The organism is Caldimonas sp., from assembly GCF_046289365.1.
Lineage (GTDB): Bacteria > Pseudomonadota > Gammaproteobacteria > Burkholderiales > Burkholderiaceae_C > Caldimonas.
The window spans coordinates 37,584-61,781 of the sequence record NZ_JBKBVU010000001.1 but is presented as its reverse complement, the minus strand read 5'-3'; the positions used below and the strand labels follow the sequence as shown (position 1 = coordinate 61,781).

Here is a 24,198-nt window from a genome sequence, read left to right as displayed (position 1 = left end):
TGCCCCGCGCCCAGCCCTTGTCCGTGCACGAAGCCCTGCAATGGTGCAAGGGCGGTGGCGGGGTCGAACGCCTGGACGAGGCTGCCCTGGCGGCCGCGCGCGAGTGCCTCGAGGCCCTGGAGGAGGCCCGCGCCCGCGAGGGCGAGCGACTGGTCGACATCCTGATGCAGCGCATCGTCAAGCTGCGCGAGCTGGCCACCCAGGCCGCCCCGCTGGTGCCCCAGGTGGTGCAGCGCCAGCAGGAGCGTTTCCTGGAACGCTGGCAGCAGGCCTTGGAATCCGCCGGCGCCGCCCAGAGCATGAGCGCCGAGGCGCAGCGCGAGCGCGCGCTGAGCGAAGCCGCCGCCTACGCCTTGCGCATCGACGTGGCCGAAGAACTCTCACGCCTGGCCGCGCATCTCGACGAGATCGAGCGGTTGCTCGACAAGGGCGGAGAGATCGGCAAGCGGCTCGATTTCCTCATCCAGGAACTGCACCGCGAGGCCAACACCCTGGGCTCGAAGTCGGCCGCGTTGGAGCTCACGCAGATCTCCGTGGAGATGAAGGTGCTCATCGAGCAGATGCGCGAACAGGTGCAGAACATCGAGTGACCAAGGACCCCGAAATGGACTACCCCGGCAACCTCTTCGTCGTCGCCGCCCCCAGCGGGGCTGGCAAGTCCAGCCTGGTCAAGGCCCTGCTGGAGCTCGATTCCCGCCTGAACGTCTCGGTCTCGCACACCACCCGCGCCCCCCGGGGGCAGGAGGTGGACGGACGCGAGTACCACTTCGTCACCGAGCCCGAGTTTCAGGCGATGATCGAGCGCGGCGAGTTCTTCGAGTGGGCCCGAGTGCATGGCAACCTCTACGGCACCTCACGGGCGGCCATCGAGGCCCGCATGGCCGCCGGCGAGGATGTGATCCTGGAGATCGACTGGCAGGGCGCGCTGCAGATCAAGCAGCTCTTCCCCAACGCCGTGCTGATCTTCATCCTCCCGCCCAGTTGGGATGAGCTGTTGCAGCGCCTGCGCCGCCGCGGGGAGGACGGCGAGGATGTGATCGCCACCCGCATGGCCAACGCCCGCACGGAGGTGGCGCAGGCCCAGCACTTCGACTTCGTTATAATCAATGCCCTGTTCGAGACGGCTCTTTTCGACCTGAAAGCCATCGTGCATGCGCAGCGGCTCAAGTACGCCGCCCAGCGTCGCGCCAGGAAAGCCGTCTTCGAGGCCCTCAACCTGAGCTGACCCACAAGGCGCGCCCCGGCGCGCCCTTCGGAGTGTCCATGGCCCGCATCACCGTCGAAGACTGCCTGAAGAAGATCCCGAACCGCTTCCAGCTCGTGCTGGCGGCCACCTACCGCGCCCGCATGCTCAGCCAGGGTCACGCCCCGAAGATCGAGACCAAAAACAAGCCCGGCGTGACCGCGCTGCGCGAGATCGCCGCCGGCGAGGTCGGACTGGAGATGCTGCGCAAGGTCCCGATCTGACCCGCGTCGCGCCCCCTCGACGACGGCGGGCTCTCTCGACGACCCCGTCGCACCGCGCCCGATCCCGCATCGGGCGCGGTCGTATTGGGTGTTGGCAGGCAATGGTGGACAATCCGCGCTAAATTCCCGCCATGGCCGCCCGATCCGCCACCGCTCCCGTTGCCGCCAGCAAGCGCCCGCCTGCGCCCGAGGCGGTGGCGCCTGCCCACGCCGATGCCGCAGCGGCCTCCTTCGCGGCCCTCACCCACAAGCTCGACTACCTCGACGAAGCCGACATCCGGCGTATCCGCGAGGCCTACAAGTACGCCGATGCGGCCCACCTGGGCCAGTTCCGCGCCAGTGGGGAACCCTACATCACCCACCCGATCGCGGTGGCGGGCCTGTGCAGCGAGTGGAAGCTCGATGCCCAGGCCATCATGGCCGCACTGATGCACGACGTGATGGAGGACAGCGGCGCCACCAAGCTCGAGCTGGCCGAACGCTTCGGCACCGCCACCGCCGAACTCGTGGACGGGCTCACCAAGCTGGACAAGCTCCAGTTCTCCACGCGCGAGGAGTCCCAGGCGGAATCCTTCCGCAAAATGCTGCTGGCGATGGCGCGCGACGTGCGTGTCGTGCTGATCAAGCTGGCCGACCGGCTGCACAACATGCGCACGATGCAGGCCATGCCGCCGGCCAAGCGCGAGCGCATCGCCCGTGAGACCCTGGACATCTACGCCCCCATCGCCCACCGGCTGGGCCTGAACCAGGTCTACCGCGAGCTGCAGGAGCTGTCCTTCGCCCACCTGCTGCCCTGGCGCTACGCGGCCCTGAACAAGGCCGTGCAGCGCGCCCGTGGCTACCGGCGCGACCTGGTCAACCGCATCCAGGCCGACGTGGAGAAGGCCTTCGCCGAATCCTCGCTGAAGATCCAGATCTACGGCCGCGAGAAGACGCTCTACTCCATCTACACCAAGATGCGAGAAAAGCACCTGAGCTTCGCACAGGTGAGCGACATCTTCGGTTTTCGCATCGTGGTCAACACCCTGCCGGAGTGTTATCTGGCCCTGGGCGTGCTGCACCAGCTCTACAAGCCCATGCCTGGGCGCTTCAAGGACTACATCGCCATTCCCAAGGCCAACGGCTACCAGTCGCTGCACACCACGCTGGTGAGCCCGCTCGGCACCGCGGTGGAGTTCCAGATCCGCACCGAGGCGATGCACATGGTGGCCGAAAAGGGCATCGCGGCGCACTGGCTGTACAAGGCGGGCGATGCTGCCGAGGCCTCCGAGGCGCAGCGTCTGGGCACGGTGTCGCTGCAGTCGCTGCTGGACATCCAGGACGAGACACGCGACGCCGCCGAGTTCCTCGAGCATGTCAAGGTGGACCTCTTTCCCGATGCGGTCTACGTCTTCACCCCCAAGTCGAAGATCCTGGCGCTGCCGCGCGGGGCCACGCCGGTGGACTTCGCCTACGCCATCCACTCCGACATCGGCAACCACATCGTCGCCGCGAAGGTCAACGGCGAGCAGGTGCCGCTGCGCACCGAGCTGCGCAGCGGCGATGTGGTGGAGGTGATCACCGCGCCCGTCTCGAGGCCCAACCCGGCCTGGCTGAGCTTCGTGCGCACCGGCCGGGCGCGCTCGAAGATCCGGCACTACCTGAAGAACATGAAGCAGGAGGAGTCGCTGGATCTGGGCGAGAAGCTGCTGGCGCAGGCCATGCGCGGCGAAGGCCTGCACATGCCCGCCGGCGACGAGACCCATGGCCCGGCCACCGCGCTGTGGCAGACGCTGATCCGCTGGAGTGGCAACCGCAGCAAACGCGAACTGCTGATCGACATCGGCCTGGGCCGCAAGATCGCCACCATCGTGGCCAAGCGCCTGGCCAAACTGCTGGTCGAGGCCGGCACCAAGCCCGACGCGCTGACCCTGTCGATGAGCCGCTATCTCACCGACGACATCACCCCCACCCAGGCGATGATCACCCTGGACGGCAGCGAGGGTGGCACGGTGCAGATGGCCACCTGCTGTCGCCCCATTCCGGGCGATGCGATCGTGGGCTATCTGGGCCGGGGCGAAGGGCTGGTGGTGCACACCGGCGAGTGCAACGTCGGCAAACGCCTGTACCAACGCGACAGCGAACGATGGATCGCCGTGGAATGGGCCGAGGAGCTCACGCGCAGCTTCGACACGGCCGTCACACTGCTGGTGCTCAACCAGAAAGGGGTGCTGGCCAAGGTGGCCCAGGCCGTCAGCGAAGCCGAGGCCGACATCACCCACATCGACATGGGCCATGACCCCGGGCAGTCGACCACCGAACTGAAGCTGCTGCTGTCGGTGCGCGACCGCGTCCACCTGGCCCAGGTGCTGCGCACGCTCAAGCGCTCACCGCTGGTGCTGCGGGTGGCGCGGGTCAAGTCTCACTGAGGGGCGCCCGGTGCCGGGTAGCGCACCTCCAGGATCTCGATTCGCTCCACCCCGCCGGGTGTGACCAGGGACACCTCGTCGCCCTCCCGGGCGCGCAGCAAGGCCCACGCGATCGGTGAGACCCAGCTCACCTCCCCTTGCAAGGGATCGACCTCGTCGACGCCCTTGATCGTCACCGTGCGCTCCTCGCCGCGCGCGTTGGCGTAGGTGACGGTGGCACCGAAGAAGACCTGGTCCTTGCCGTGATGGATGGAGGGATCGGCCACCTCGGCAATCTCCAGGCGCTTGGTGAGGTAGCGGATGCGACGGTCGATCTCGCGCAGCCGCTTCTTGCCGTAGAGATAGTCGCCGTTCTCGGAACGGTCGCCGTTGGAGGCCGCCCAGGACACCACCTCGACGACCTTGGGCCGTTCGTCGTTGACCAGCGCCACCAGCTCAGCCCGCAGCCGGGCGTAGCCCTGAGGCGTCATGTAGTTGCGCGCGCCTTGCGGCAGGGCAGGCAGCTCGGGCGCGTCGTCGTCCCCGGCGGTGTCGCTTTCCTTCGTGAATGCCTTGCTCATCTCACCCCCTGACAGGCGGTGGGAATCAGGACTTCTCGAGGTCCTTGCAGGAGGGCTTGCACACCATCTCGGTGCGCCCCAGCACACGCTTGGGCTGGAGCTGGTCGGGCGTGCGGTGCTTGCCGCACTTGAAGCACGAGCGGGTGTTGCCGTTGCCCACGAAGGGCGAGCCGCCCACCTTGGAGCGGTAGCGCAGCCCATCTTCCTTGATCTTGGTGGTGACCGGTTTGCTGCTCATGACTGGAAGCCTTCGGATATCGTGCCGACTGCGGCGCTGCACACGCCACGCCGACCGCCGCCGCGCCGGGATGAACCGGAACGCCAGGACGGCGCAGGGGGCCGGGCATGCGAGCTGTCGGTGCGCAAGGCCGGGATGCGGCCGGTTGGGGACAGGAAGGCACGGCGCCAGGCCGTGCCACGCCTTCGTTCGCAGGGCCAATGCCGTGGACCACGGCCCGTCGGCCAGGGCCACCCGACGGTGTGCTGACGGTGTGCTGCGCTCTGCGAGCGACCGAATATTGTACCTCGGAGCAGCCTGCCCTGCGGGCTCAGGCGTGGAAGCCTCGGCCTTGGGCGGCCAGCCGGCGCAGCAGCGCGGCAGGCTGCCAGGACGGGTCGGCCCCCGGCTCGGCGGCAAAGCGTTCCAGGCAGCGCAGCACCTCGGCCAGGCCCACGGTATCGGCGTAGTACATCGGCCCGCCCCGATGCTTCGGAAAGCCGTAGCCGTGGAGGTAGACGAGGTCGATGTCCGAGGCGCGTGCAGCGATGCCTTCCTCCAGGATGCGTGCGCCCTCGTTCACCAGGGCATAGATGCAGCGCTGCACCACCTCCTCGTCGCTGATCGCACGCGGCGTGATGCCCCGGGCGGCACGGTAGTCGACGATGAGCTGCTCGGTCACCTGATCGGGCAGCGGCTCGCGGCTGCCGGCCTCGTAGCGATACCAGCCCGCGCCCGTCTTCTGCCCGAAGCGGCCGGCCTCGCAAAGCATGTCGGCCACGCTGGGTTGCAGGGGCACGCCCGCCTCGGCCGCACGCCGCTTGCGCGTGGCCCAGCCGATGTCCAGGCCTGCCAGGTCGCCCATGCGGAAAGGGCCCATGGCCATGCCAAAGGCCTGCAAGGCGCCGTCGACCTGCTGCGGCAGCGCCCCGGCGTGGATCAGGCCCTGCGCGGCCGCGCCGTAGCGCGCGAGCATGCGGTTGCCGATGAAGCCGTCGCACACGCCCGACACCACCGCCACCTTGCCGATGGTCTTGGCCAGCGCCATGCTGGTGGCCAGTACATCGGGTGCCGTCTTGGCGCCACGTACCACCTCGAGCAGGCGCATCACGTTGGCCGGGCTGAAAAAGTGCAGGCCCAGCACATCCTGCGGGCGCTTCGTGAAGGCGGCGATGCGGTCGATGTTGAGGTAGGAGGTGTTCGACGCCAGGATGGCGCCCGGCTGGACGATGTCATCGAGCGTCTTGAAGACCGTTTCCTTGACGCTCATGTCCTCGAACACCGCTTCGATGACGAGATCGACATCGCGCAAGGCGTCGTAGGCCAGCGTGGGCGTGATCAAGGCCATGCGCGCCTGGACCTGCTCGGCCGTGAGCTTGCCCTTCTTCACCGAGTTCTCGTAGTTGCGGCCGATGGTGGCCAGGCCGCGGTCGAGCGCCTCCTGCTTCATCTCCAGCAGCACGACGGGCAACCCGGCATTGAGGAAGTTCATCGTGATGCCGCCGCCCATGGTGCCCGCGCCGACCACGCCCACCTTGCGCACTGTACGCAGCGGCGTGTCGGCCGGCACGTCGGGAATCTGCGCGGCCACACGCTCGGCGCGCTCGATGAAGGCAGCGACCTGCGGCGGCACGTCGGCCTGGGCGGGACGGGAAGACGAAGAGGCACTGCTCATGAAAGCTCCAAAGGAGACGGGATGAATGTTCTGCATTGCAGAACAAGATGCTGAAAACGTTTCATGCTAGCCAGCCAAGGGGGGGCTGTAAACCGCCGCTCAGGACGCGGCCCGGCGCTCGCGCTCTTGCAGCTCGCGCCACATCACCTTGCCGGTACCCGACTTGGGCAGGCTGTCGACGAACTCGACGATGCGCGGCACCTTGTAGGCCGCCATGTGCTCGTGCGACCAGTCGATGATCTGCTGCTCGCTCACCTCGCCGGCCACCCCGGGCTTGCGCACGATCACGGCCTTGACAGTTTCGCCCCGGCGCGGGTCGAGCGCGGCGATGACGCAGACCTCCTGCACGGCCGGGTGCTGATACAGCAGCGCCTCCACTTCGGCAGGCCACACCTTGAAACCGGCCGCGTTGATCATGCGCTTGAGCCGGTCGATGAAGAAGAAGTAGCCGTCCTCGTCGGTGGTGCCCAGATCACCGGTGCGCAAGAAGCGCTTGCCGTCGATCTCGACGAAGGCCTGGGCCGTGGCCTCGGGCTGGTTCCAGTAGCCCAGCATCACCTGCGGGCCGTGCACGACGATCTCGCCCACCTCCCCCGGGGGCAGCTCGCGCCAAGTCGCCGGGTCGACCACACGCGCGTCCACATCGAACAGCGGCACGCCCAGACACTGGGCCTTGGGGGCATCGGGCGGGTTGCTGTGCGTGGCGGCCATGGTCTCGGTCATGCCGTAGCCTTCGCCATAGCGCAGGCCCAGCTTGTGTTCGAGCGCATGGGCCACGGCCTTGGGCATGGCCGCGCCGCCGCCGGCGATGCGGCGCAGGCTGCTGAGGTCGTAATCGGGCAGGCGCGGGTTGGCCACGAAGTCGATCACCATCGCGGTGATGAGGGCCAGGCCGTAGACGCCATGCTTTTGCACACACAAGGCGCAGGCGTCGCGGTCCCACCGGGGCAGGATCACGATGGTGCTGCCGGTGTAAAGCGGCCCGTTCATGCCGGCCTGCATGCCGGTGACGTGGAAGAGCGGCAGGATGGCCATGCCCACCTGGCCGGCGTTGGCCTTCCACCAGATGCTGCCGGCCGCAACGTTGTACATGGTGGTGCGGTGGGTGTGCATGCAGCCCTTGGGCTGCCCGGTGGTGCCCGAGGTGTAGGGCATCACGGCCAGATCGTCCGGGCCGGCGAGGATCGGGCCGGGGCGCAGCCGGGCGGCGATCACCTCGTTCCAGGCGACGGCGCCGGGGGTGCCGAGGGCCATGCGCTTGGCCGACACGAACTCGGGCACCGGCAGGTCGGTGGGCTCGGTGGCGTAGTCGCCATAGGTGGCGACGATCAGATGCTCGAGCACTCGGCCCAGCAGGGGCTCCATGCGCCCGTAAAGCTCCTGGGCCACGAAGGCCACGCGTGCACCGCTGTCGCGCGCGTAGTGCTCCAGCTCCGCCGTGAGGTTCATCGGGTTGACCGGCACGACCACCGCATCGGCACGCAAGATGCCGTAGTAGGCCAGCATGAACTGGGGGCTGTTCTGCATGTCCAGCAGCACCCGATCGCCTTTGCGCACCCCACACACCTGTTGCAGGTAGCCCGCGATGCGTTCGGTCTCGTCCTGGAAACGCGCGAAGGTGAGCGGCGTGTCGTAGAAGATGAGGAACGGCTTGTCGGGGTAGCGCATCGCCGAGACCTCGACGTTGCGGTACAGATGCGTCTGCGGCACGTGCAGGTGCCGCGTGGCGTGCTCCGGCCAGAAGGCGAAATGCCGGTCGGACATGGGCGAGTTCCTTCCTGTCGATGCGTCGATGAACGGCGTGATGGACCACTGCCGGTGACGCCGCTTCCGATCGTAGTGAGCACGATCCGCCAGGTAAAGCCTGTGCGATCAGGGTAAGCATCGAGACGCTGCGTCACCTTGGCGACAAAGCATGACGGCCGGTTCCGCCCTGCGATCCGATCCCGCGCGCGGCTCCACAATCACCAACTGTGTGTCGCATGACGAGGCCGCCATGGATGCGTCTGAGCCCTATGCCGAGTGGATCGGCCGATCCGAGCATCGGCATGACATCGTCACCCCAGGTCCGGTGGCCGCCTTGGCGGCCGTGCTCGATCGCGAGGATCCGCCGCCAGGCCCCGGCGATGTGCTGCCGCCACTGTGGCACTGGCTGTACTTCCTGCCTTTGCATCGACAGTCGCAACTGGGAGCCGACGGTCATGCCCGCCGCGGCGATTTCCTGCCACCAGTGCGCCTGCCGCGACGCATGTGGGCCGGCGGGCGGCTGAACTTCATCGAGCCGCTTCGCATCGGGCAGGCGATCGAGCGCAGCTCGCGCATCACCGGGATTCGATCGACCCAAGGTCGTTCGGGTGCGCTGGTGTTCGTCACGGTCCGCCATGAGGTGCACCAAGCCGCTGGCCTGGCACTGGAGGAAGAACACGACATCGTCTACCGGGAACGGCCCGGGCCCGCACCAGCGACCGCCGACCGCACGGGCCACGGCGCCTCCGAGACCGTCCCGCAGGCTCGGACCTGGTCGCGCAAGATCACCCCCGATCCGGTGCTGCTGTTCCGCTACTCGGCGCTCACCTTCAACGGCCACCGCATCCATTACGACCGCACCTACGCCACGCAGGCCGAAGGCTACCCGGGCTTGGTGGTGCATGGTCCGCTGATCGCCACGCTGCTGCTGGAGTGGCTGCACCGCGAACAAGGGCCCGTGACGGTGCGTCAATTCAGCTTCCGGGCCGTGCGTGCGCTGTTCGACATCCACCCCTTTACGCTGCACGCGGCGGCCGGGACCGAAGGCCACGTGCGGCTGTGGGCCACCGATCATGAAGGCGCCTTGGCAATGAGCGCCACGGCGCAGCTGGCCTGAGCGCGACGGCCGCCTGCGGCGGCCCTTGACCAGGCAAGCGCTCGGGAAACGGCCTTCAGATGCGGCACAATCGCGCGACCCGAATGGATCGGGCATTTCTTTGAACTCTGATATCGAACGCATGAACAAGACCGAACTGGTTGAACACCTGGCTTCCAAGCACGATCTGTCCAAGGCCGAGGCCGGCCGCATCCTGGAGACCCTGCTCGACGCGATCGTCACGAGCGTCAAGAAGGGGGATGCCGTGACGCTGCCGGGCTTCGGCTCTTTCAAGCAGCACGCCCGCGCCGCCCGCAACGGCGTGAACCCCGCCACCGGCGCCAAGATCAAGATCGCTGCGGCCAAGCTGCCCAAGTTCACCCCGGGCGCCGGCTTCAAGGCCGCCGTGGACCCCAAGGCCGCCGCCCGCAAGGCCGCCAAGGCTCCGGCCCCCAAGGCCGCGGCCAAGAAGGCCCCCAAGAAGGGCAAGTGAGGACCGGGGCCCTGCGGCCCCGTCCCGACGGCATCGAAAAGCCGGCACCCGCCGGCTTCTTCGTCAACGGAGATTCGTGCCGGCTGCATCGAGCTTTGTGATCAGTAGGTCTCCAGATGCAGCCGACCCTCGCGCTTGAGGGTCTGGCCCAGGATCTCCCAGGACAAGCCCGCCTGCTGGGCCACATCGCGCAAGGCCAGCAACACGCCCTCCTCCATGCTCTTGAGCCCGCAGACATAGATGCAGGTGTCGGGGCTGCGCAGCAGTTCGGCCAGGTCGACGGCACGCTCACGCATCAGGTCCTGCACGTAGCGCTTCGGGGCGCCAGGCGTGCGCGAAAAGGCCAGGTTGACGTCGATGAAGTCCTTGGGCAGCTTCATCAGCGGGCCGAAGTAGGGCAACTCCTCCTTCGTGCGCGCGCCGAAGAAGAGCATGAGCTTGCCACCCTCGAACTTGCCGCTGGCGCGTAAACGGCGGCGCCACTCGGTCATTGCGCGCATCGGCGCGCTGCCCGTGCCGGTGCAGATCATCACGATGTTCGAGCGCGGATGGTTGGGCATCAGGAAGCTGGTGCCGAAGGGCCCGATCACCTGCACGGTATCGCCGACCTTCAGGTCGCACAGGTAGTTCGACGCCACACCGCGCACCGGCCGGCCCTGGTGGTCGGACGTCACCCGCTTGACCGTGATCGACACGTTGTTGTAGCCGGGCCGCTCGCCGTTGCGGGGGCTCGCAATGGAGTACTGGCGCGCGTGATGGGGCCTGCCGTGGGCATCTGCGCCAGGCGGAACGATGGCAATGGACTGACCCTCCAGCACCGGGAAGGGCATGGACCCGAAGTCGAGCACGATGTGGTGGGTCTCGTTCTCGGTGCCGGCCTCGTTCACCTTGACATTGCCCACCACGGTGGCCGTGGTGGGGTTCTTCGGGCCGTAGAGGTTGGTGTAGGGATGCGCGGCCGACCACGGTGGGACGACGGCGCCGTAGGTGGCGGCATCGAGGGGCAGCTCGCCCGCCGGATCGACCGCCGGGGCCAGCGGCGCCGGTGCGATGCCGGCCCGCGCGGCCTCGGGCAGCACCACCCCGGCCGCGGTGAGCTGGTCCTCGCTGAGCTCCGGCGGCAGTTCGTCCCAGGTGAGCTGCGCCTCGATGGGGTAGGCCAGCGCCCGGGGCATCGTGCGCCAGTTGTCGATGGCCCCGGTCGGGCACGGCGGCACGCAGGCCATGCAGGCGTTGCAGACGTCGGCGCGCACCACGTAGTTGCGGTCGTCGTGCGTGATCGCACCGACCGGGCAGGTCGCCTCGCAGGTGTTGCAGCGGATGCAGATCTCCGGGTCGATCAGGTGCTGCTTGATGATGACCGTCTGCGTTGCCATGTCCATCGTGGTTCCTTGGGCCCGCTTCAGTTGAAGCGGACGTACTCGAAGTCCACGGGCTGGCGGTTGATGCCCATGACCGGCGGGGCGATCCAGTTCGCGAACTTGCCCGGCTCGACCACCCGGCCCATCAGCGAGGCCACGAAGGCGCGGTCCTCGGCCGAGGCGAGCCATTCATCCTTCCTCGCGTCCCACTCGGCCTGCGACACCACGCGGCCATCGGGCGAGACACGCACGCCAGACAGTGACCCGATCTGCCGGTTGAAGGCCTTGTGCGGCACGGTCAGCTGGAAAGGGATGCCCGCCTTCTCGATGACCCTGTTCCAGCGGGACACACCGGCCATCGAGTCCTTGATGTAGTCGTCGCGCAGGACCTCGTTGAGCGCATTGAGCATGGGCACCTCCTTGTCGACGAGCTGCCCGTCGCGCACCTCCAGGACACGGTAGCTGTCCTGCTTGAGGCGGTGATCGTCGGTGCGCTTGCCTTCCTCGTAGCGGCCCTTCAGGCCCGAGGTGTAAAAGGTCGCCGCGTTGGAGGATTCGTCGGCGCCGAATAGGTCGATCGTGACGCTGTAGTGGAAGTTGAGATAGCGCTGGATCGTGGGCAGGTCGATCACCCCGGCCGCGCGGATCCGGGCCGGGTCGTCGGTCTTGAGCTGGTTCATGACCTCGCAGGTGCGCTGGATCACGCGCGAGACACCCGACTCGCCCACGAACATGTGATGGGCCTCTTCCGTGAGCATGAACCGGGTCGTGCGCGCCAGCGGGTCGAAGCCCGACTCGGCCAGCGCGCTCAACTGGAACTTTCCGTCGCGGTCGGTGAAGTAGGTGAACATGTAGAAGCTCAGCCAGTCGGGCGTCTTCTCGTTGAAGGCGCCCAGGATGCGCGGGTTGTCCTGGTCACCCGAGCGGCGCTCGAGCAGGGCCTCGGCCTCCTCGCGGCCGTCGCGGCCGAAGTAGCGGTGCAGCAGGTAGACCATCGCCCACAGGTGGCGGCCCTCCTCGACGTTGACCTGGAACAGGTTGCGCAGGTCGTACATTGACGGCGCCGTCAGGCCCAGGTGGCGCTGCTGCTCCACTGAGGCGGGCTCGGTGTCGCCCTGGGTGACGATGATGCGGCGCAGGTTGGCGCGGTGCTCGCCGGGAACCTCCTGCCACGCGTCCTCGCCCAGATGGTCGCCGAAATGGATCTTGCGCCCTTCTTCCTTGGGGTTGAGGAAGATGCCCCAGCGGTAGTCGGGCATCTTCACGTAGCCGAACTGGGCCCAACCCTGAGGATCCACGCTGACCGCGGTGCGCAGATAGACGTCGAAGTTGTGCGAGCCCTCGGGGCCCATGTCGCCCCACCAGCTCAGGAAGTTGGGCTGCCATTGCTCGAGCGCACGCTGCAGCGTGCGGTCCTCGGCCAGGTTGACGTTGTTGGGGATCTTCTCGCTGTAGTTGATGCCGGACATTCAAGCTCTCCGCTGGGTGGTGCTGGGGTGGAGGAAAAATCGTGAAAGGGCTCAGACCCGGTTCAGATCGAAGACGGCTTTGTCGCCCTTGCCGTAGACCTTGAGCGCGCCCTTCTCGCCCACGGCGTTGGGGCGCTGGAAGATCCAGTTCTGCCACGCGCTCAGGCGGCCGAAGATGCGCGTCTCCATCGTTTCCCGGCCGGCAAAGCGCAGGTTGGCCTCCAAGCCGGTGAGTGCATCGGGCGACATCGCGGCACGTTCCTCGATGGCCAGGCGGACCTCGTCGCCCCAGTCGATGTCGTCAGGCGCCGAGGTGACCAGGCCCAGGGCCAGCGCCTGGTCGGCCCCCAGCGCCTGGCCGATCGCGGCACGCGCGGCGGCCAGCGGGGCTTCTTCCTCATAGAAGCGGCGCGCCAGGCGCGACTGGCCGTTGACCATGGGGTAGGTGCCGAAGTTGAGCTCGCTCAGATGCAGGCGCGGCGCACGCGCGGCGTCGGCCGGCAGGGCCAGCATGTAGATGCGATCGGCGGCGAAGGCCAGCTCGGCCAGCGTGCCGGCGAAGCACGAACCCGGCTCTATCAGCGCAAACAGGCTGCGCGAGGACACATCCAGGCGGGCCAGCGTGCGGCGCAGCAGCCCTGTCACCTCCCGCACGAACCAGTGGTCCCGGTGGGCCCGAAGGGCCGCATCGCAGGCCAGCACGGCCTGGGCGTCCCCCTCGGTCTTGAGCAGCCAGGTGCCGACGTCGGGTTCGTTGGTGCGCATCTCCAGGATGGCATCGTCCAGCTCGCGCGCCATCTGCATCGGCCACCAGGCGGCCCCCGCGGCCTCGATGCCGGCGACGTCGGTGGGCTGGGTCGTGGTAGGCGCCTTCACCGTGAAAGTAGCGGTGCGCCGGCCGCGGTCGATCCCCACCTGCACATGCTCGTAGCGAATCGCGTCGGCCTCGATACGGCGATGCAGCGGCACCAGCGCCACGCCCTTCGCCGCGGCCGGGCGGTCGCTGAGGGCCGCCAGCTTGAGGGCACGCTCGTGCACCACCTGGGCGAACTGGGCCGGCTTGGCGATCGCGTCCACCAGGCGCCAGTCCAACGCGCGCTGGCCGCGCACGCCTTCGTTGGTGGTGCAGAAGATGTCGGCCAGGTCGTGGCGCACGCGACGCTTGTCGGTCACGCGGGTGAGCCCCCCGGTGCCCGGCAGCACACCGAGCAGCGGCACCTCGGGCAGTGACACGGACGAGGAGCGGTCGTCCACCAACACGATGTCGTCGCACGCCAGCGCCAGCTCATAGCCACCGCCGGCGCAGGCCCCGTTGAGCGCAGCCACGAATTTCAGGCCGCCGTGCCGGCTGGAATCCTCGATGCCGTTGCGTGTCTCGTTCGTGAACTTGCAGAAGTTCACCTTCCATCCATGGCTGGACAGACCCAGCATGAAGATGTTCGCGCCCGAGCAGAAGATGCGCTCCTTCAGGCTGGTGACGATGACGGTGCGCACCTCGGGGTGCTCGAAGCGGATGCGATTGAGCGCATCGTGCAGCTCGATGTCCACCCCCAGGTCATAGGAGTTCAGCTTGAGCTTGTAGCCCGGCCGCAGCCCACCGTCCTCGTCCACGTCCATCGCCAGTGTGGCGATGGCGCCGTCAAAGCTCAGCTTCCAATGCTTGTAGCGGGAGGGATCGGTCTGGTAGTCCACGCGGGCGGTGTTGTCGGTCATCTCGGGCTCCTGTCTGAACATGCACCATAATGCATGCCTTGAGTCAATGACTGCACAATAGTGCATGTCATGAGGCGCGTCAAGGAAACCAATTCCGGACAAACCCGGAGGCACCGATCCAACCGAACTCAGAGGCGGTAGGCCTAACCAGCAGACGCCGCGGATCCGGCTCCGCCGGTCCGCCCGCGTCGTCCCCTTGAGGGGGTGGCCGCAGGCCGTAGGGGGTGGTTCAAACCATCCAGTCCACCAGGCCGGCGGCGTGGCGCACGGCGGCGCGCAGGCCGGCGAAGCTGGCCTCCAGCGAGTGGCCGCTGGTGTTGTAGCTGAGGTCGGCCTTGGCGTAGAAGGCCGCACGTCCGGCCAGGATGCGCTTGAGGTCCTCCATCGCCTCCTTGCTGCCCGACATCGGGCGGAAGTCCCCCTGGGCGACGACGCGCTTCATGTGGTCCTCGGGCTCGGCCTGCAGCCAGATCGTGTAGCAGTGCGTGAGCAGCAGGTTGAAGGTGGAGGGCTCGGACACCAGGCCGCCCGGGGTGGCGATCACCACCTCGGGGTAGATCTGGATCGTCTCCTCCAGCGCGCGCCGCTCATAGCGTCGGTAGGCGTTAGTGCCGTAGAGGGAATGGATCTCGACGATGCTGCAACCTGCGACCTTCTCGATCTCGCGGCTGAGCTCGACGAAGGGGTAGCCCAGGTCTTCGGCGAGCATGCGCCCCAGCGTGGACTTGCCCGCCCCACGCAGCCCGATCAGCGCGATGCGTGCCAGGCGCGAGCGTCGGTCGCCGCCGGAGCCAAAAAGCTCGGCGAGCTTGAGCCGGGCGCGATGCAGGTCCACCTCCGAGCGCCCCTCGAGCAGCTCGCGGATGAGCAGCCACTCGGGCGTGGAGGTCGTGACATCTCCGATCAGCTCGGCCAGCGGGCACTGCAGGGCCTGCGCCACCTGCTGCAGGATCAGGATCGACGCATTGCCGGTGCCCAACTCCAGATTGGCCAGATGGCGCTCGGAGATGCCCGCGGCCTGCGCCGTCGCCTTGCGCGTCAGGCCCCGCCGCGCCCGCAGGGTGCGGATGCGTTCGCCCAGGGCCACCAGAAAAGGCTCCTTGGCAGGGCCCTCCTCCACCGTCATCTCGCTCATGTCCACGATCGGTCGCTCCACATGCTGGGGTTGCCACCCTCGGGATTTTCCCCAACATGAACTATTTTTCTTGACACCGCGCAAGTCCGGCGCGTATTGTTGGCATCACATGCAAAATACTTCATGCTTGTTCGGGCTTCAAGTCCGACAAACCCCGCTCAAGGAAACGCCGGGCCACACCCCCAAGTTTTCCAGCCCCCTCGGGGCCCTGAAAGGATGCACGGACATGCGCGAGCCATTTGATGCCCTGGTGCGAACGATAACGCAGGCCCTGGTCGGTCGTCCGCTGGATCCGGCCCTGCAGGATTGGCTGAACGAAACCCACGGCGCCCACAGCGACTGGTACCGCCAGATGAGCGAGGCCTGCCGCGGTGGGGTGGCCGAGGGCTGGCTGTGCAGGCACCAGGCCGAGGACGTGCCGCGGCTGCGCTACGGCCGCGTGGTGCGACCCGGGCCCGAGACTGCCGGCTTCTCGGTGGACGTGGTGGACATGGACGACTGCATCGGCCCGCATCACCGCCACCCGAACGGCGAGATCGACCTGGTGATGCCGCTCACGCCGGGGGCGCGCTTCGATGGCCAAGGCGCCGGCTGGAAGGTCTATCCCCCCGGCAGCGCCCACCGCCCCACCGTCACGCAGGGCCGCGCCCTGGTGCTGTACTTGCTGCCCGATGGGCGCATCGAATTCACCGCATCATGACCCCCCTGCTGCCCAACCACTGGGCCGGCCGCTGGCAATACGGCACCGGCCCCGGCACCCCCCTGATCGACCCGGTGCTGGGCCACGAACTGGCCCGGGTGTCCAGCGAAGGCCTGGATCTTGAGCAAGGCTTTGCCCACGCCCGGGAGGCCGGCGGCCGCGCCCTGCGGGCGCTGAGCTATCGCGAACGCGCCGATCTGCTGGGCGGCGTCAGCGAGGTGCTGCAGGCCCACCGCGAGGCTTACTTCGAGATCGCGATCGCCAACTCGGGCACCACCCGCAAAGACTGCGGCGTGGACATCGACGGCGCCATCTACACCCTGGGCCAGTATGCCCGCTGGGGTCGGTCGCTGGGACAGGCGCGCGTGCTGCTCGACGGCGAAGCCGCCCGCCTGGCCCGGGACGGTGCCTTTGCCTGCCGGCACGTGCTTGTGCCCACGCGCGGCGTGGCCCTGTTCATCAATGCCTTCAACTTCCCCGCCTGGGGCCTGTGGGAAAAGGCCGCCCCTGCCTTGCTGAGCGGCGTGCCCGTGATCGTCAAGCCGGCCACCGCCACGGCCTGGCTCACGCAACGCATGGTGGCCGACGTCGTGGCCGCCGGCCTGCTGCCCCCGGGGGCGCTGTCGGTGGTGTGCGGCAGCTCGCGCGGCCTGCTCGATGCGCTGCAGCCCTTCGACGTGCTGTCCTTCACCGGTTCGGCCCAGACGGCGGCCCTGATCCGCAGTCACCCGGCCGTCGCGCAACGTTCGGTGCGCGTCAACATCGAGGCCGACAGCCTGAACTCGGCACTGCTGCTGCCCGATGCCGCCCCTGGCACCGAGGCCTTTGAGCTGCTCGTGGCCGAAGTGGTGCGCGAGATGACGGTGAAGTCGGGCCAGAAGTGCACCGCGATCCGTCGCGTCTTCGTGCCCCAGGCCTGCTTTGACGCTGCCGCCGAGGCCATCGGTGCCCGGCTGGCCCGCATCACGGTGGGCAACCCGCGCAACGAGACCGTGCGCATGGGCGCGCTGGTCAGCCGCGAACAGCTCGCCTCGGTGCGCGAAGGCCTGGCCGTGCTGCGCGGGCAGACCGATGTCCTGCACGACGGCGGCAGCCATGCCCTGGTGGAGGCCGACCCGGCCGTGGCCGCCTGCATCGGCCCGACCCTGCTGGGCGCGCGCGATCCGGGAGCCGCCGCCCGGGTGCACGACACCGAGGTCTTCGGCCCCGTGGCCACGTTGATGCCTTATCGCTCGCTCGACGAGGCCCTGGCTCTGGTGCGCCGAGGTGAAGGCTCGCTGGTGGCCTCACTCTACGGCGCCGAGCCCCGGGCCCTGGCCGATGCCGCGCTGGCGCTGGCCGACAGCCACGGCCGCGTGCACGTGGTCTCGCCCGAGGTGGCCGCACTGCACACCGGCCATGGCAACGTGATGCCGCACTCCCTGCATGGCGGCCCCGGCCGGGCGGGCGGTGGCGAAGAACTTGGCGGCCTGCGTGCCCTGGCCTTTTACCACCGCCGCAGCGCCGTCCAGGCCGCCCCGGCCGTGCTGGCACACCTGGCCCCGCAGGGCACGGCGTGGACGGCGGACTGAGCGGACCCTTCACAGAACACCGCGACCGAGGAGACCCCCTATGTCCCTGCCCCCTGCCCCGCCGGCGGCCTTTAACTTCGCTCAGCACCTGATCGAACGCAACGCCGGCCGCTGCGGCAAGACCGCCTACATCGACGACGATGGGAGCATCACCTACGGCGAACTCGCCGACCGCGTGCGCCGCATGGCCGCCGGCCTGCAGGCCCTGGGCCTGCGCCGCGAGGAGCGGGTGCTGCTGCTGATGCACGACAACATCGACTGGCCGGTGAGCTTCCTGGGCGCGCTGTATGCCGGGGTGGTGCCGGTGGCCGTCAACACCTTGCTCACCGCCGACGACTACGCCTACATGCTGGGCCACTGCCGCGCCCGTGCGGCCCTCGTGTCCGCCGCGCTGCTGCCCGTGTTGCAGGCCGCGATGGCCCAGGCCCCGCATGAACTGCAGCAGGTGATCGTCTCGCACCCCTCGGGCGGGCTGCCCGAGGGCATGCAAGCCCTGGACACGCTGCTCCAGGCCCATGCGCCGGCTTCGCACCCGGCCGCCACGATGGCCGACGAACCCGCCTTCTGGCTGTACTCCTCGGGCTCGACGGGGCGGCCCAAGGGCACCGTGCACACGCACGCCAACCCCTACTGGACCGCCGAGCTTTATGGCGGCCCGGTGCTGGGCCTGCGCGAGACGGACATGGTCTTCTCGGCCGCCAAGCTCTTCTTTGCCTATGGCCTGGGCAATGCACTGAGCTTCCCCCTGAGCGTGGGCGCCAGCGTCGTCCTGATGGCCGAGCGCCCCACCCCCGAGGCCTGCTTCAAGCGCTTGACCGGGCAGCGGCCCACGATCTTCTTCGGCGCCCCCACAGGCTATGCCGGCATGCTGGCCTCGCCGTTGCTGCCGCCGCGCTCGCAGGTGGCGCTGCGCCTGTGCTCGTCGGCCGGCGAGGCCTTGCCTCAGGAGATCGGCGAGCGCTTCACCGCCCATTTCGGCTGTCAGATCATCGACGGCATCGGCTCGACCGAAATGCTGCACATCTTCCTGTCCAACCGTCCCGGTGACGTGCGCTACGGCACCACCGGCAAGCCGGTGGAAGGCTATGAGATCGAGCTGCGCGGCGAGGACGGCCGCCCCGTGCCCGACGGCGAGATCGGTGACCTCTACATCCGGGGCCCCAGTGCCGCGCTGATGTACTGGAACAACCGCGAGAAGTCGCGTGAGACCTTCCAGGGCGCCTGGACCAAGAGCGGCGACAAGTACAGCCGAGACGCCCAGGGCTACTACACCTATGCGGGTCGCAGCGACGACATGCTCAAGGTGAGCGGCCAGTACGTCTCGCCCTTCGAGGTGGAGGCCACGCTGGTGCAGCACCCGGCCGTGCTCGAGGCTGCGGTGATCGGCGTGACCGACCCTCAGGGCCTGACCAAGACCAAGGCTTTCGTCGTGCTCAAGCCCCAGCACGCGGCGGATGAGTCCCTCGCCGCCGAGCTCAAGGCCTTCGTGAAGGACCGCCTGGCTCCGCACAAGTATCCCCGCGCGATCGAGTTCGTCGCCGAGCTTCCCAAGACGGCCACCGGCAAGATCCAGCGCTTCCGCCTGCGCGAGCGCGAGGCCCTGGGGAGGTTGGCATGAACGAGCCCGTGCTGGCCCCGCAAAGCGCCACCCAGTTTGCCAATGTGCGCTGGAACGGCCGCGAAGACCTGATCGAATACATCTGGATCGCCCCGCAGCGCCGCCAGCAGCCCCTGCTCGTGTTCCTGCACGAGGGTCTGGGATCGGTGGCGATGTGGAAGGAGTTTCCTCGTGCCCTGTGCGAGGCGGCCGGCTGCCGCGGCCTGGTGCTGTCGCGCTGGGGCTACGGCCAGTCCAGCCCCCGTGCCGGCCACGAGCGCTGGCCGGTGGACTTCATGCACCACCAGGCCCGCGACTTCTTGCCCCGCTTCTTCGAGGCCCTGGACCTGGACACCGCGGCCGACCCACCGTGGTTCTACGGCCACAGCGATGGCGGCTCCATCGCGCTGATTCACGCCGCCAGCCGCCCCGACCATGTGGCCGGCCTGATCGTCGCCGCGCCCCACACCTTCGTCGAGGATCTGACTATCGCCAGCATCGAGAAGGCCAAGGACGGCTACGTCACCACCGACCTGCGCAGCAAGCTCGCGCGCTACCACGCCGACCCGGACTCGGCCTTCTGGGGCTGGAACGACGTGTGGCTCGACCCGGCATTCCGCCGCTTCGACATCCGCCCTCTGCTGAACGCCATCCGCTGCCCGGTGCTGGCCGTGCAAGGCCGTGACGACGAGTACGGCACGATGGCCCAGATCGAAGCGATCGCCCTGGCGGTGCCGCAGGCCGAACTGCTCAAGCTCGACGACTGCGGCCATTCGCCGCACCGCGACCAGCCTGCCGCCCTGATGCGCCAGGTGTCCGAGTTCCTGAGGCGGCACCCGCGTGCGCGGGCACCAGCCGGCCCAGCGGCCGCGACAAGAACCCCTTGAGTTCGCCCCCACCAAGAAGGAGACAAGCCATGAACACATCCCGTCCCGCCCTTGCCTTGCTGGCAACCGCCCTGGCCGCCACGCTGAGCACCGCCGCCCAGGCTCAGAACGAAAAGATCAAGATCGGGCTGATGCTGCCCTACACCGGCACCTTCGCCGCGCTGGGCACGGCCATCGAAAACGGCTTCCGCCTGTACCTCGACGAGAACGGCGGCAAGCTCGCCGGCCGCGAGGTGGAGTTCTTCAAGGTGGACGACGAGTCCGACCCGGCCAAGGCCCCCGAGAACGCGAACAAGCTGGTCAAACGCGACCAGGTCGACGTGCTCGTGGGCACCGTGCACTCCGGTGTGGCCATGGGCATGGCCAAGGTGGCCAAAGACACCAACACCCTGCTGATCGTGCCCAATGCGGGCGCCGACGCCATCACCGGGCCCTTGTGTGCGCCCAACATCTTCCGCACCTCCTTCACCAACTGGCAACCGGCCTATGCCATGGGCCTGGTCGCGGCCGAGAAGATGAAGCACAAGACCGCCGTGACGCTGACCTGGAAGTATGCCGCCGGCGATGAATCGGTGCGCGGCTTCAAAGAGGGCTTCGAATCCAAGGGCGGCAAGGTGATCAAGGAGCTCAACCTGCCCTTCCCCAATGTCGAGTTCCAGGCCCTGCTCACCGAGATCGCCGCCCTCAAGCCCGATGCGGGCTACGTCTTCTTCGCCGGCGGTGGCGCGGTCAAGTTCGTCAAGGACTATGCCGCCGCAGGCCTGAAGGACAAGATCCCGCTGTACGGCGCCGGCTTTCTCACCGACGGCACGCTGGAGGCCCAGGGCGAAGCCGCCAACGGCCTGTTCACCACCTTGCACTACGCCGACGACCTGCAGCTCACCAAGGACAAGGCCTTCCGCTTCGCCTACGCCAAGACCTACAAGCTTCAGCCCGACGTCTACGCCGTGCAAGGCTATGACGCCGCCCAGCTCCTGGCTGCCGGGTTGAAGGCCGCCGGCGGCGACATCAGCAAGCGCGACGCCGTGGTGCAAGGCATGCGCGCGGCCAAGATCGACAGCCCGCGCGGCCCCTTCACGATGTCCAAGGCCCACAACCCCATCCAGGACATCTATCTGCGCAAGGTGGACAACAAGATGAACCGCTCCGTGAGCATCGCTGTGAAGGGGCTGGAAGACCCGGCTCGCGGCTGCAGGATGTGATCGACGACCGCCCCCTACGCGCTGCGCGCGCCCCCTTCGAGGGGGCACCGCTGGCAGACCGGCGAAGCCGGCTGCGCGGCGGTTGCTGGTGGGTAGGCTGACGCCCCTCTTGCTCCAAGGCCAGACGAAGCTCCCACATGGACTTGACGACCTTTCTGATTCAGTGCCTGAACAGCGTGCAGTACGGGCTGCTGCTGTTCCTCGTGGCCAGCGGGTTGACGCTGATCTTCGGCATCATGGGCGTGATCAACCTCGCCCATGGCAGCTTCTACATGATCGGCGCCTACCTGGCGTTCACGCTGTCGTCGCTGACGGGCAACTTCGCGCTGGCCCTGGTGCTGGGCATCGTGCTGTCGGTGGTGCTGGGCTATCTGCTCGAATGGGGCTTCTTCAGCTTCCTGTATGAACGCGAACACCTGCTGCAGGTGCTGATGACCTACGGGCTCATCCTCGTCTTCGAGGAGATGCGCAGCCTCCTCGTGGGTGATGACGTGCACGGCGTGGAGGTACCGGCCTGGCTGTCGGGCGGCATCGAGATCGGCCACGGCATGACCTACCCCGTCTACCGCCTCTTCATCTCGGGGGTGTGTCTGGCGGTGGCGCTGGGCATGTACCTGATGATCAAGCGCACCCGGCTGGGGATGATGGTGCGCGCCGGCGCCACCAACCGCGAGATGGTGCAGTCCCTGGGCATCAACATCTCGCTGCTGTACCGGTTCGTCTTTGCCGCAGGGGTGGCCCTGGCCGTGCTGGCCGGCATGATTGCCGCGCCGGTCAGCTCGGTCTATCCGGGCATGGGCGGCTCGGTGCTCATCATCTGCTTCGTGGTGGTGGTGATCGGTGGCATCGGCTCGATCAAGGGCGCCCTGGTGGCCGCGCTGCTCATCGGCTTCGTCGACACCTTCGGCAAGGTCTTCTGGCAGCAGGCCGCCGGTGCGCTGGTCTACCTGATGATGGCCATCATCCTGCTCTGGAAGACCGAAGGCCTCTTCAAGCAAGGGACCTGATACCACCGAACCCCGAGGATCTGCAGATGAAGTACTCCGTTGTGTGGTCCTGGGTTGCGGCCTTCGTGGTGCTGGCCCTGCTGCCGCTGCTGCCTGAGCCCATCGGCACGCCCTTCCACATCGAACTGGGTGCCAAGGTGGCCATCATGGCCATCTTCGCACTCAGCCTGCAACTGCTGGTGGGCTACACCGGCTTGGTGAGCCTGGGGCATGCCGCCTTCTTCGGCTTTGCCGCCTACATGGTGGCGCTGCTTGCACCGCAGTCCGACGTGGGCAACGGCTGGCTGCTGCTCGGTGCGGCCGTCGGTGCCTCGATGCTGCTGGCCCTGGCGATCGGCGCGCTGGTGATGCGCACCAAGGGCATCTACTTCATCATGGTGACGCTGGCTTTCGCCCAGCTCGTCTACTTCGTCGTGCACGACACCCGCTATTTCGGCGGTAGCGACGGCACCTACATCTACTTCAAACCCGAGTTCACCTTGCTGGGCTGGCGCTTCGTCGACCTGGAGCAGCCGGCCCAGTTCTACTGGTTCACGCTGGCCCTGCTGGCCTTCACGGTGGGGGCGCTCGCCCTGGTGCTGCGCTCGCGCCTGGGGCACACCTTCGTGGGCATCAAGCACAACGAGCAGCGCATGCGTGCAGCCGGTTATGCGACAGTGGCCTACAAACTCGCCAGCTTCGTGATCGGCGGGGCTTTCGCAGGGCTGGCGGGCTTCCTCTACGCCACCCAGCACGGCTACGTGAACCCTGAGTTGTTGTCGTGGCACAAGTCCGGCGATGCCTTGCTGATGGTCATCCTCGGCGGCCTGGGCAGCCTGGCCGGCGCGGTGGTGGGCGCGGCCTCCTTCGTCCTGCTGGCCGAGTGGTTCCAGGACCTGACCAAGCACTGGCAGTTGCTGATGGGCGGCTTCATCATCGGCCTGGTCGTGCTGCTGCCCCAGGGCATCGCAGGCGGCTTCACCCGCCTGCGCCAACGTGGGATGCCACGCGCCCGGAGCCAAGCCCAAAGCCCCGGCGGAAAACCGGCAGCCGCACCGCAGCACACCGACCCCGAGGCCGACGAAGCACTGCCCGTGCCCCGCCCCGGCGCGGCCTCATCTCACCGTTGACCCCGCCGGAGCAACCCATGACCTCCTCGATCCCTAGCGGCGCCAGCGCCTGGCTCAGCGCGCGCGCTCTCACCCGTCGCTTCGGCGCCCTCGCCGCGGTGGCCGATGTCAGCCTGGACCTGCAGGCCGATCAGATCCACGCCGTGATCGGCACCAACGGCGCGGGCAAGTCCACATTGATCAATCTGCTTTCGGGCGAGCTGCCGGCCAGCTCAGGCGAGGTGGTGCTCGACGGCCAGGACATCACCGGCTGGTCGCAGCCGCGCCGGGCTCAGGCCGGCCTGGGCCGCAGCTATCAGCGCAACAACACCTTCCTGCCGCTGAGTGTGCGCGAGAACTGCCGCCTGTCGGCTCAGAGCCACGCCCAGAGGCCCTGGCGCTTCTGGGAGGCCGCGCAACGCTGCCCGTGGAGCACCCGGCGTGCCGACGAGGCGATGGAACGCGCCGGCCTGAGCGCGGTGGCCGACCGCCCGGCCGCCAGCCTCTCGCACGGCCAGAAGCGCCAGCTCGAGGTGGCCATGTGCCTGGCCACACAGCCACGTGTGCTGCTGCTCGACGAGCCGTTGGCGGGGATGGGCCCGGAGGAATCCGAGCGCATGCTCGCCCTGCTGCGCGAGCTGCGCCGGGGCCACGCCATCTTGCTGGTGGAGCATGACATGGATGCGGTGTTCGCCGTGGCCGATCGCATCACCGTGATGGTCAATGGCAGTGTGCTGGCCTCGGGCTCACCCGACGAGGTGCGCGCCAACCCCGAGGTGCAGGCCGCCTACCTTGGCGAGCATTGA

At 68.0% G+C, this 24,198-nt stretch carries 21 protein-coding genes and 1 pseudogene; 14 read left to right on the top strand and 8 right to left on the bottom strand.

The features are described from left to right. From ACK42S_RS00275 to ACK42S_RS00260, 4 genes are all read left to right on the top strand, one after another. The coding region (locus ACK42S_RS00275) for a YicC family protein (RefSeq protein ID WP_409702066.1) at positions 1-590 on the top strand (590 nt) is incomplete at its 5' end. Positions 591-604: 14 nt separating this feature from the next. Further along, positions 605-1,225, top strand: coding sequence for a guanylate kinase (gene gmk / locus ACK42S_RS00270; RefSeq protein WP_409702064.1), 621 nt, complete (start codon positions 605-607; stop codon positions 1,223-1,225). A 38-nt stretch (positions 1,226-1,263) separates the two neighbouring features. Beyond that, complete coding sequence (rpoZ, locus tag ACK42S_RS00265; RefSeq protein ID WP_409702062.1) at positions 1,264-1,467, top strand: DNA-directed RNA polymerase subunit omega; 204 nt, start codon at positions 1,264-1,266, stop codon at positions 1,465-1,467. 131 nt (positions 1,468-1,598) lie between these two features. Further along, on the top strand, positions 1,599-3,875 hold the full coding sequence (locus tag ACK42S_RS00260; protein ID WP_409702061.1) for a RelA/SpoT family protein: 2,277 nt from the start codon (positions 1,599-1,601) through the stop codon (positions 3,873-3,875). On the opposite strand, the gene greB is transcribed toward ACK42S_RS00260, so the two are convergent. The 4 genes and pseudogenes from greB to ACK42S_RS00240 all read right to left on the bottom strand — a co-directional run bounded on the left by greB (position 3,869) and on the right by ACK42S_RS00240 (position 8,091). Further along, positions 3,869-4,435: a transcription elongation factor GreB gene (gene greB / locus ACK42S_RS00255; protein ID WP_409702059.1), complete on the bottom strand. Its 567-nt coding sequence runs from the start codon at positions 4,433-4,435 to the stop codon at positions 3,869-3,871. The genes ACK42S_RS00260 and greB overlap by 7 nt on opposite strands. A gap of 25 nt (positions 4,436-4,460) precedes the next feature. After that, positions 4,461-4,673, bottom strand: a complete 213-nt coding sequence (locus tag ACK42S_RS00250; protein ID WP_409660815.1) for a hypothetical protein — start codon at positions 4,671-4,673, stop codon at positions 4,461-4,463. A 310-nt stretch (positions 4,674-4,983) separates the two neighbouring features. Next, positions 4,984-6,249: pseudogene (locus ACK42S_RS00245) on the bottom strand (3-hydroxyacyl-CoA dehydrogenase NAD-binding domain-containing protein); the annotation flags it as partial. A gap of 177 nt (positions 6,250-6,426) precedes the next feature. Next, positions 6,427-8,091 carry a long-chain fatty acid--CoA ligase gene (locus tag ACK42S_RS00240; RefSeq protein ID WP_409702057.1) on the bottom strand — a complete coding sequence of 555 codons (1,665 nt, stop codon included), beginning with the start codon at positions 8,089-8,091 and terminating at the stop codon, positions 6,427-6,429. Between the two features lie 232 nt (positions 8,092-8,323). Here ACK42S_RS00240 and ACK42S_RS00235 point away from each other — a divergent pair, with 232 nt between their 5' ends. Then, positions 8,324-9,190: a MaoC family dehydratase N-terminal domain-containing protein gene (locus ACK42S_RS00235; RefSeq protein ID WP_409702055.1), complete on the top strand. Its 867-nt coding sequence runs from the start codon at positions 8,324-8,326 to the stop codon at positions 9,188-9,190. A gap of 121 nt (positions 9,191-9,311) precedes the next feature. After that, positions 9,312-9,662, top strand: coding sequence for an HU family DNA-binding protein (locus ACK42S_RS00230; RefSeq protein ID WP_409702053.1), 351 nt, complete (start codon positions 9,312-9,314; stop codon positions 9,660-9,662). 101 nt (positions 9,663-9,763) lie between these two features. Here ACK42S_RS00230 and boxA read toward each other — a convergent pair whose 3' ends face one another. The 4 genes from boxA to ACK42S_RS00210 form a co-directional block, all read right to left on the bottom strand. Next, positions 9,764-11,044 (bottom strand): benzoyl-CoA 2,3-epoxidase subunit BoxA, encoded by a 1,281-nt coding sequence (gene boxA / locus ACK42S_RS00225; RefSeq protein ID WP_409702051.1) that lies wholly within the window; start codon positions 11,042-11,044, stop codon positions 9,764-9,766. 20 nt (positions 11,045-11,064) lie between these two features. After that, positions 11,065-12,492: a benzoyl-CoA 2,3-epoxidase subunit BoxB gene (gene boxB / locus ACK42S_RS00220; protein ID WP_409702049.1), complete on the bottom strand. Its 1,428-nt coding sequence runs from the start codon at positions 12,490-12,492 to the stop codon at positions 11,065-11,067. A gap of 51 nt (positions 12,493-12,543) precedes the next feature. Further along, a complete protein-coding gene (gene boxC, locus ACK42S_RS00215; RefSeq protein ID WP_409702047.1) occupies positions 12,544-14,205 on the bottom strand; it encodes a 2,3-epoxybenzoyl-CoA dihydrolase in 1,662 nt (553 codons plus the stop codon). A gap of 229 nt (positions 14,206-14,434) precedes the next feature. Then, complete coding sequence (locus ACK42S_RS00210) at positions 14,435-15,340, bottom strand: helix-turn-helix transcriptional regulator (RefSeq protein ID WP_409702045.1); 906 nt, start codon at positions 15,338-15,340, stop codon at positions 14,435-14,437. A gap of 226 nt (positions 15,341-15,566) precedes the next feature. Here ACK42S_RS00210 and ACK42S_RS00205 point away from each other — a divergent pair, with 226 nt between their 5' ends. The 8 genes from ACK42S_RS00205 to ACK42S_RS00170 all read left to right on the top strand — a co-directional run bounded on the left by ACK42S_RS00205 (position 15,567) and on the right by ACK42S_RS00170 (position 24,198). Further along, a complete protein-coding gene (locus ACK42S_RS00205) occupies positions 15,567-16,040 on the top strand; it encodes a DUF4863 family protein (protein WP_409702043.1) in 474 nt (157 codons plus the stop codon). Further along, positions 16,037-17,611: a 3,4-dehydroadipyl-CoA semialdehyde dehydrogenase gene (locus tag ACK42S_RS00200; RefSeq protein ID WP_409702041.1), complete on the top strand. Its 1,575-nt coding sequence runs from the start codon at positions 16,037-16,039 to the stop codon at positions 17,609-17,611. The genes ACK42S_RS00205 and ACK42S_RS00200 overlap by 4 nt, the downstream gene beginning before the upstream one ends. A gap of 40 nt (positions 17,612-17,651) precedes the next feature. Then, the gene (locus tag ACK42S_RS00195; RefSeq protein ID WP_409702039.1) at positions 17,652-19,229 is read left to right on the top strand and encodes a benzoate-CoA ligase family protein; all 1,578 of its coding nucleotides are present in this window, start codon (positions 17,652-17,654) and stop codon (positions 19,227-19,229) included. Next, positions 19,226-20,095 (top strand): alpha/beta fold hydrolase, encoded by an 870-nt coding sequence (locus tag ACK42S_RS00190; RefSeq protein ID WP_409702037.1) that lies wholly within the window; start codon positions 19,226-19,228, stop codon positions 20,093-20,095. The genes ACK42S_RS00195 and ACK42S_RS00190 overlap by 4 nt, the downstream gene beginning before the upstream one ends. A gap of 29 nt (positions 20,096-20,124) precedes the next feature. Next, complete coding sequence (locus tag ACK42S_RS00185; RefSeq protein ID WP_409702035.1) at positions 20,125-21,297, top strand: ABC transporter substrate-binding protein; 1,173 nt, start codon at positions 20,125-20,127, stop codon at positions 21,295-21,297. A gap of 137 nt (positions 21,298-21,434) precedes the next feature. After that, positions 21,435-22,304, top strand: coding sequence for a branched-chain amino acid ABC transporter permease (locus ACK42S_RS00180; RefSeq protein ID WP_409702033.1), 870 nt, complete (start codon positions 21,435-21,437; stop codon positions 22,302-22,304). A 26-nt stretch (positions 22,305-22,330) separates the two neighbouring features. Continuing rightward, positions 22,331-23,413: a branched-chain amino acid ABC transporter permease gene (locus tag ACK42S_RS00175; protein WP_409702031.1), complete on the top strand. Its 1,083-nt coding sequence runs from the start codon at positions 22,331-22,333 to the stop codon at positions 23,411-23,413. 17 nt (positions 23,414-23,430) lie between these two features. Then, positions 23,431-24,198 carry an ABC transporter ATP-binding protein gene (locus ACK42S_RS00170; RefSeq protein WP_409702029.1) on the top strand — a complete coding sequence of 256 codons (768 nt, stop codon included), beginning with the start codon at positions 23,431-23,433 and terminating at the stop codon, positions 24,196-24,198.

What these genes read in the sequence shown, in the direction of transcription:
- gmk (WP_409702064.1), top strand. Translation starts at nt 605, where the DNA reads ATGGACTACCCCGGCAACCTCTTCGTCGTCGCCGCCCCCAGCGGGGCT.
- rpoZ (WP_409702062.1), top strand. Translation starts at nt 1,264, where the DNA reads ATGGCCCGCATCACCGTCGAAGACTGCCTGAAGAAGATCCCGAACCGC.
- ACK42S_RS00260 (WP_409702061.1), top strand. Translation starts at nt 1,599, where the DNA reads ATGGCCGCCCGATCCGCCACCGCTCCCGTTGCCGCCAGCAAGCGCCCG.
- greB (WP_409702059.1), bottom strand. Translation starts at nt 4,435, where the DNA reads ATGAGCAAGGCATTCACGAAGGAAAGCGACACCGCCGGGGACGACGAC.
- ACK42S_RS00250 (WP_409660815.1), bottom strand. Translation starts at nt 4,673, where the DNA reads ATGAGCAGCAAACCGGTCACCACCAAGATCAAGGAAGATGGGCTGCGC.
- ACK42S_RS00240 (WP_409702057.1), bottom strand. Translation starts at nt 8,091, where the DNA reads ATGTCCGACCGGCATTTCGCCTTCTGGCCGGAGCACGCCACGCGGCAC.
- ACK42S_RS00235 (WP_409702055.1), top strand. Translation starts at nt 8,324, where the DNA reads ATGGATGCGTCTGAGCCCTATGCCGAGTGGATCGGCCGATCCGAGCAT.
- ACK42S_RS00230 (WP_409702053.1), top strand. Translation starts at nt 9,312, where the DNA reads ATGAACAAGACCGAACTGGTTGAACACCTGGCTTCCAAGCACGATCTG.
- boxA (WP_409702051.1), bottom strand. Translation starts at nt 11,044, where the DNA reads ATGGACATGGCAACGCAGACGGTCATCATCAAGCAGCACCTGATCGAC.
- boxB (WP_409702049.1), bottom strand. Translation starts at nt 12,492, where the DNA reads ATGTCCGGCATCAACTACAGCGAGAAGATCCCCAACAACGTCAACCTG.
- boxC (WP_409702047.1), bottom strand. Translation starts at nt 14,205, where the DNA reads ATGACCGACAACACCGCCCGCGTGGACTACCAGACCGATCCCTCCCGC.
- ACK42S_RS00210 (WP_409702045.1), bottom strand. Translation starts at nt 15,340, where the DNA reads ATGAGCGAGATGACGGTGGAGGAGGGCCCTGCCAAGGAGCCTTTTCTG.
- ACK42S_RS00205 (WP_409702043.1), top strand. Translation starts at nt 15,567, where the DNA reads ATGCGCGAGCCATTTGATGCCCTGGTGCGAACGATAACGCAGGCCCTG.
- ACK42S_RS00200 (WP_409702041.1), top strand. Translation starts at nt 16,037, where the DNA reads ATGACCCCCCTGCTGCCCAACCACTGGGCCGGCCGCTGGCAATACGGC.
- ACK42S_RS00195 (WP_409702039.1), top strand. Translation starts at nt 17,652, where the DNA reads ATGTCCCTGCCCCCTGCCCCGCCGGCGGCCTTTAACTTCGCTCAGCAC.
- ACK42S_RS00190 (WP_409702037.1), top strand. Translation starts at nt 19,226, where the DNA reads ATGAACGAGCCCGTGCTGGCCCCGCAAAGCGCCACCCAGTTTGCCAAT.
- ACK42S_RS00185 (WP_409702035.1), top strand. Translation starts at nt 20,125, where the DNA reads ATGAACACATCCCGTCCCGCCCTTGCCTTGCTGGCAACCGCCCTGGCC.
- ACK42S_RS00180 (WP_409702033.1), top strand. Translation starts at nt 21,435, where the DNA reads ATGGACTTGACGACCTTTCTGATTCAGTGCCTGAACAGCGTGCAGTAC.
- ACK42S_RS00175 (WP_409702031.1), top strand. Translation starts at nt 22,331, where the DNA reads ATGAAGTACTCCGTTGTGTGGTCCTGGGTTGCGGCCTTCGTGGTGCTG.
- ACK42S_RS00170 (WP_409702029.1), top strand. Translation starts at nt 23,431, where the DNA reads ATGACCTCCTCGATCCCTAGCGGCGCCAGCGCCTGGCTCAGCGCGCGC.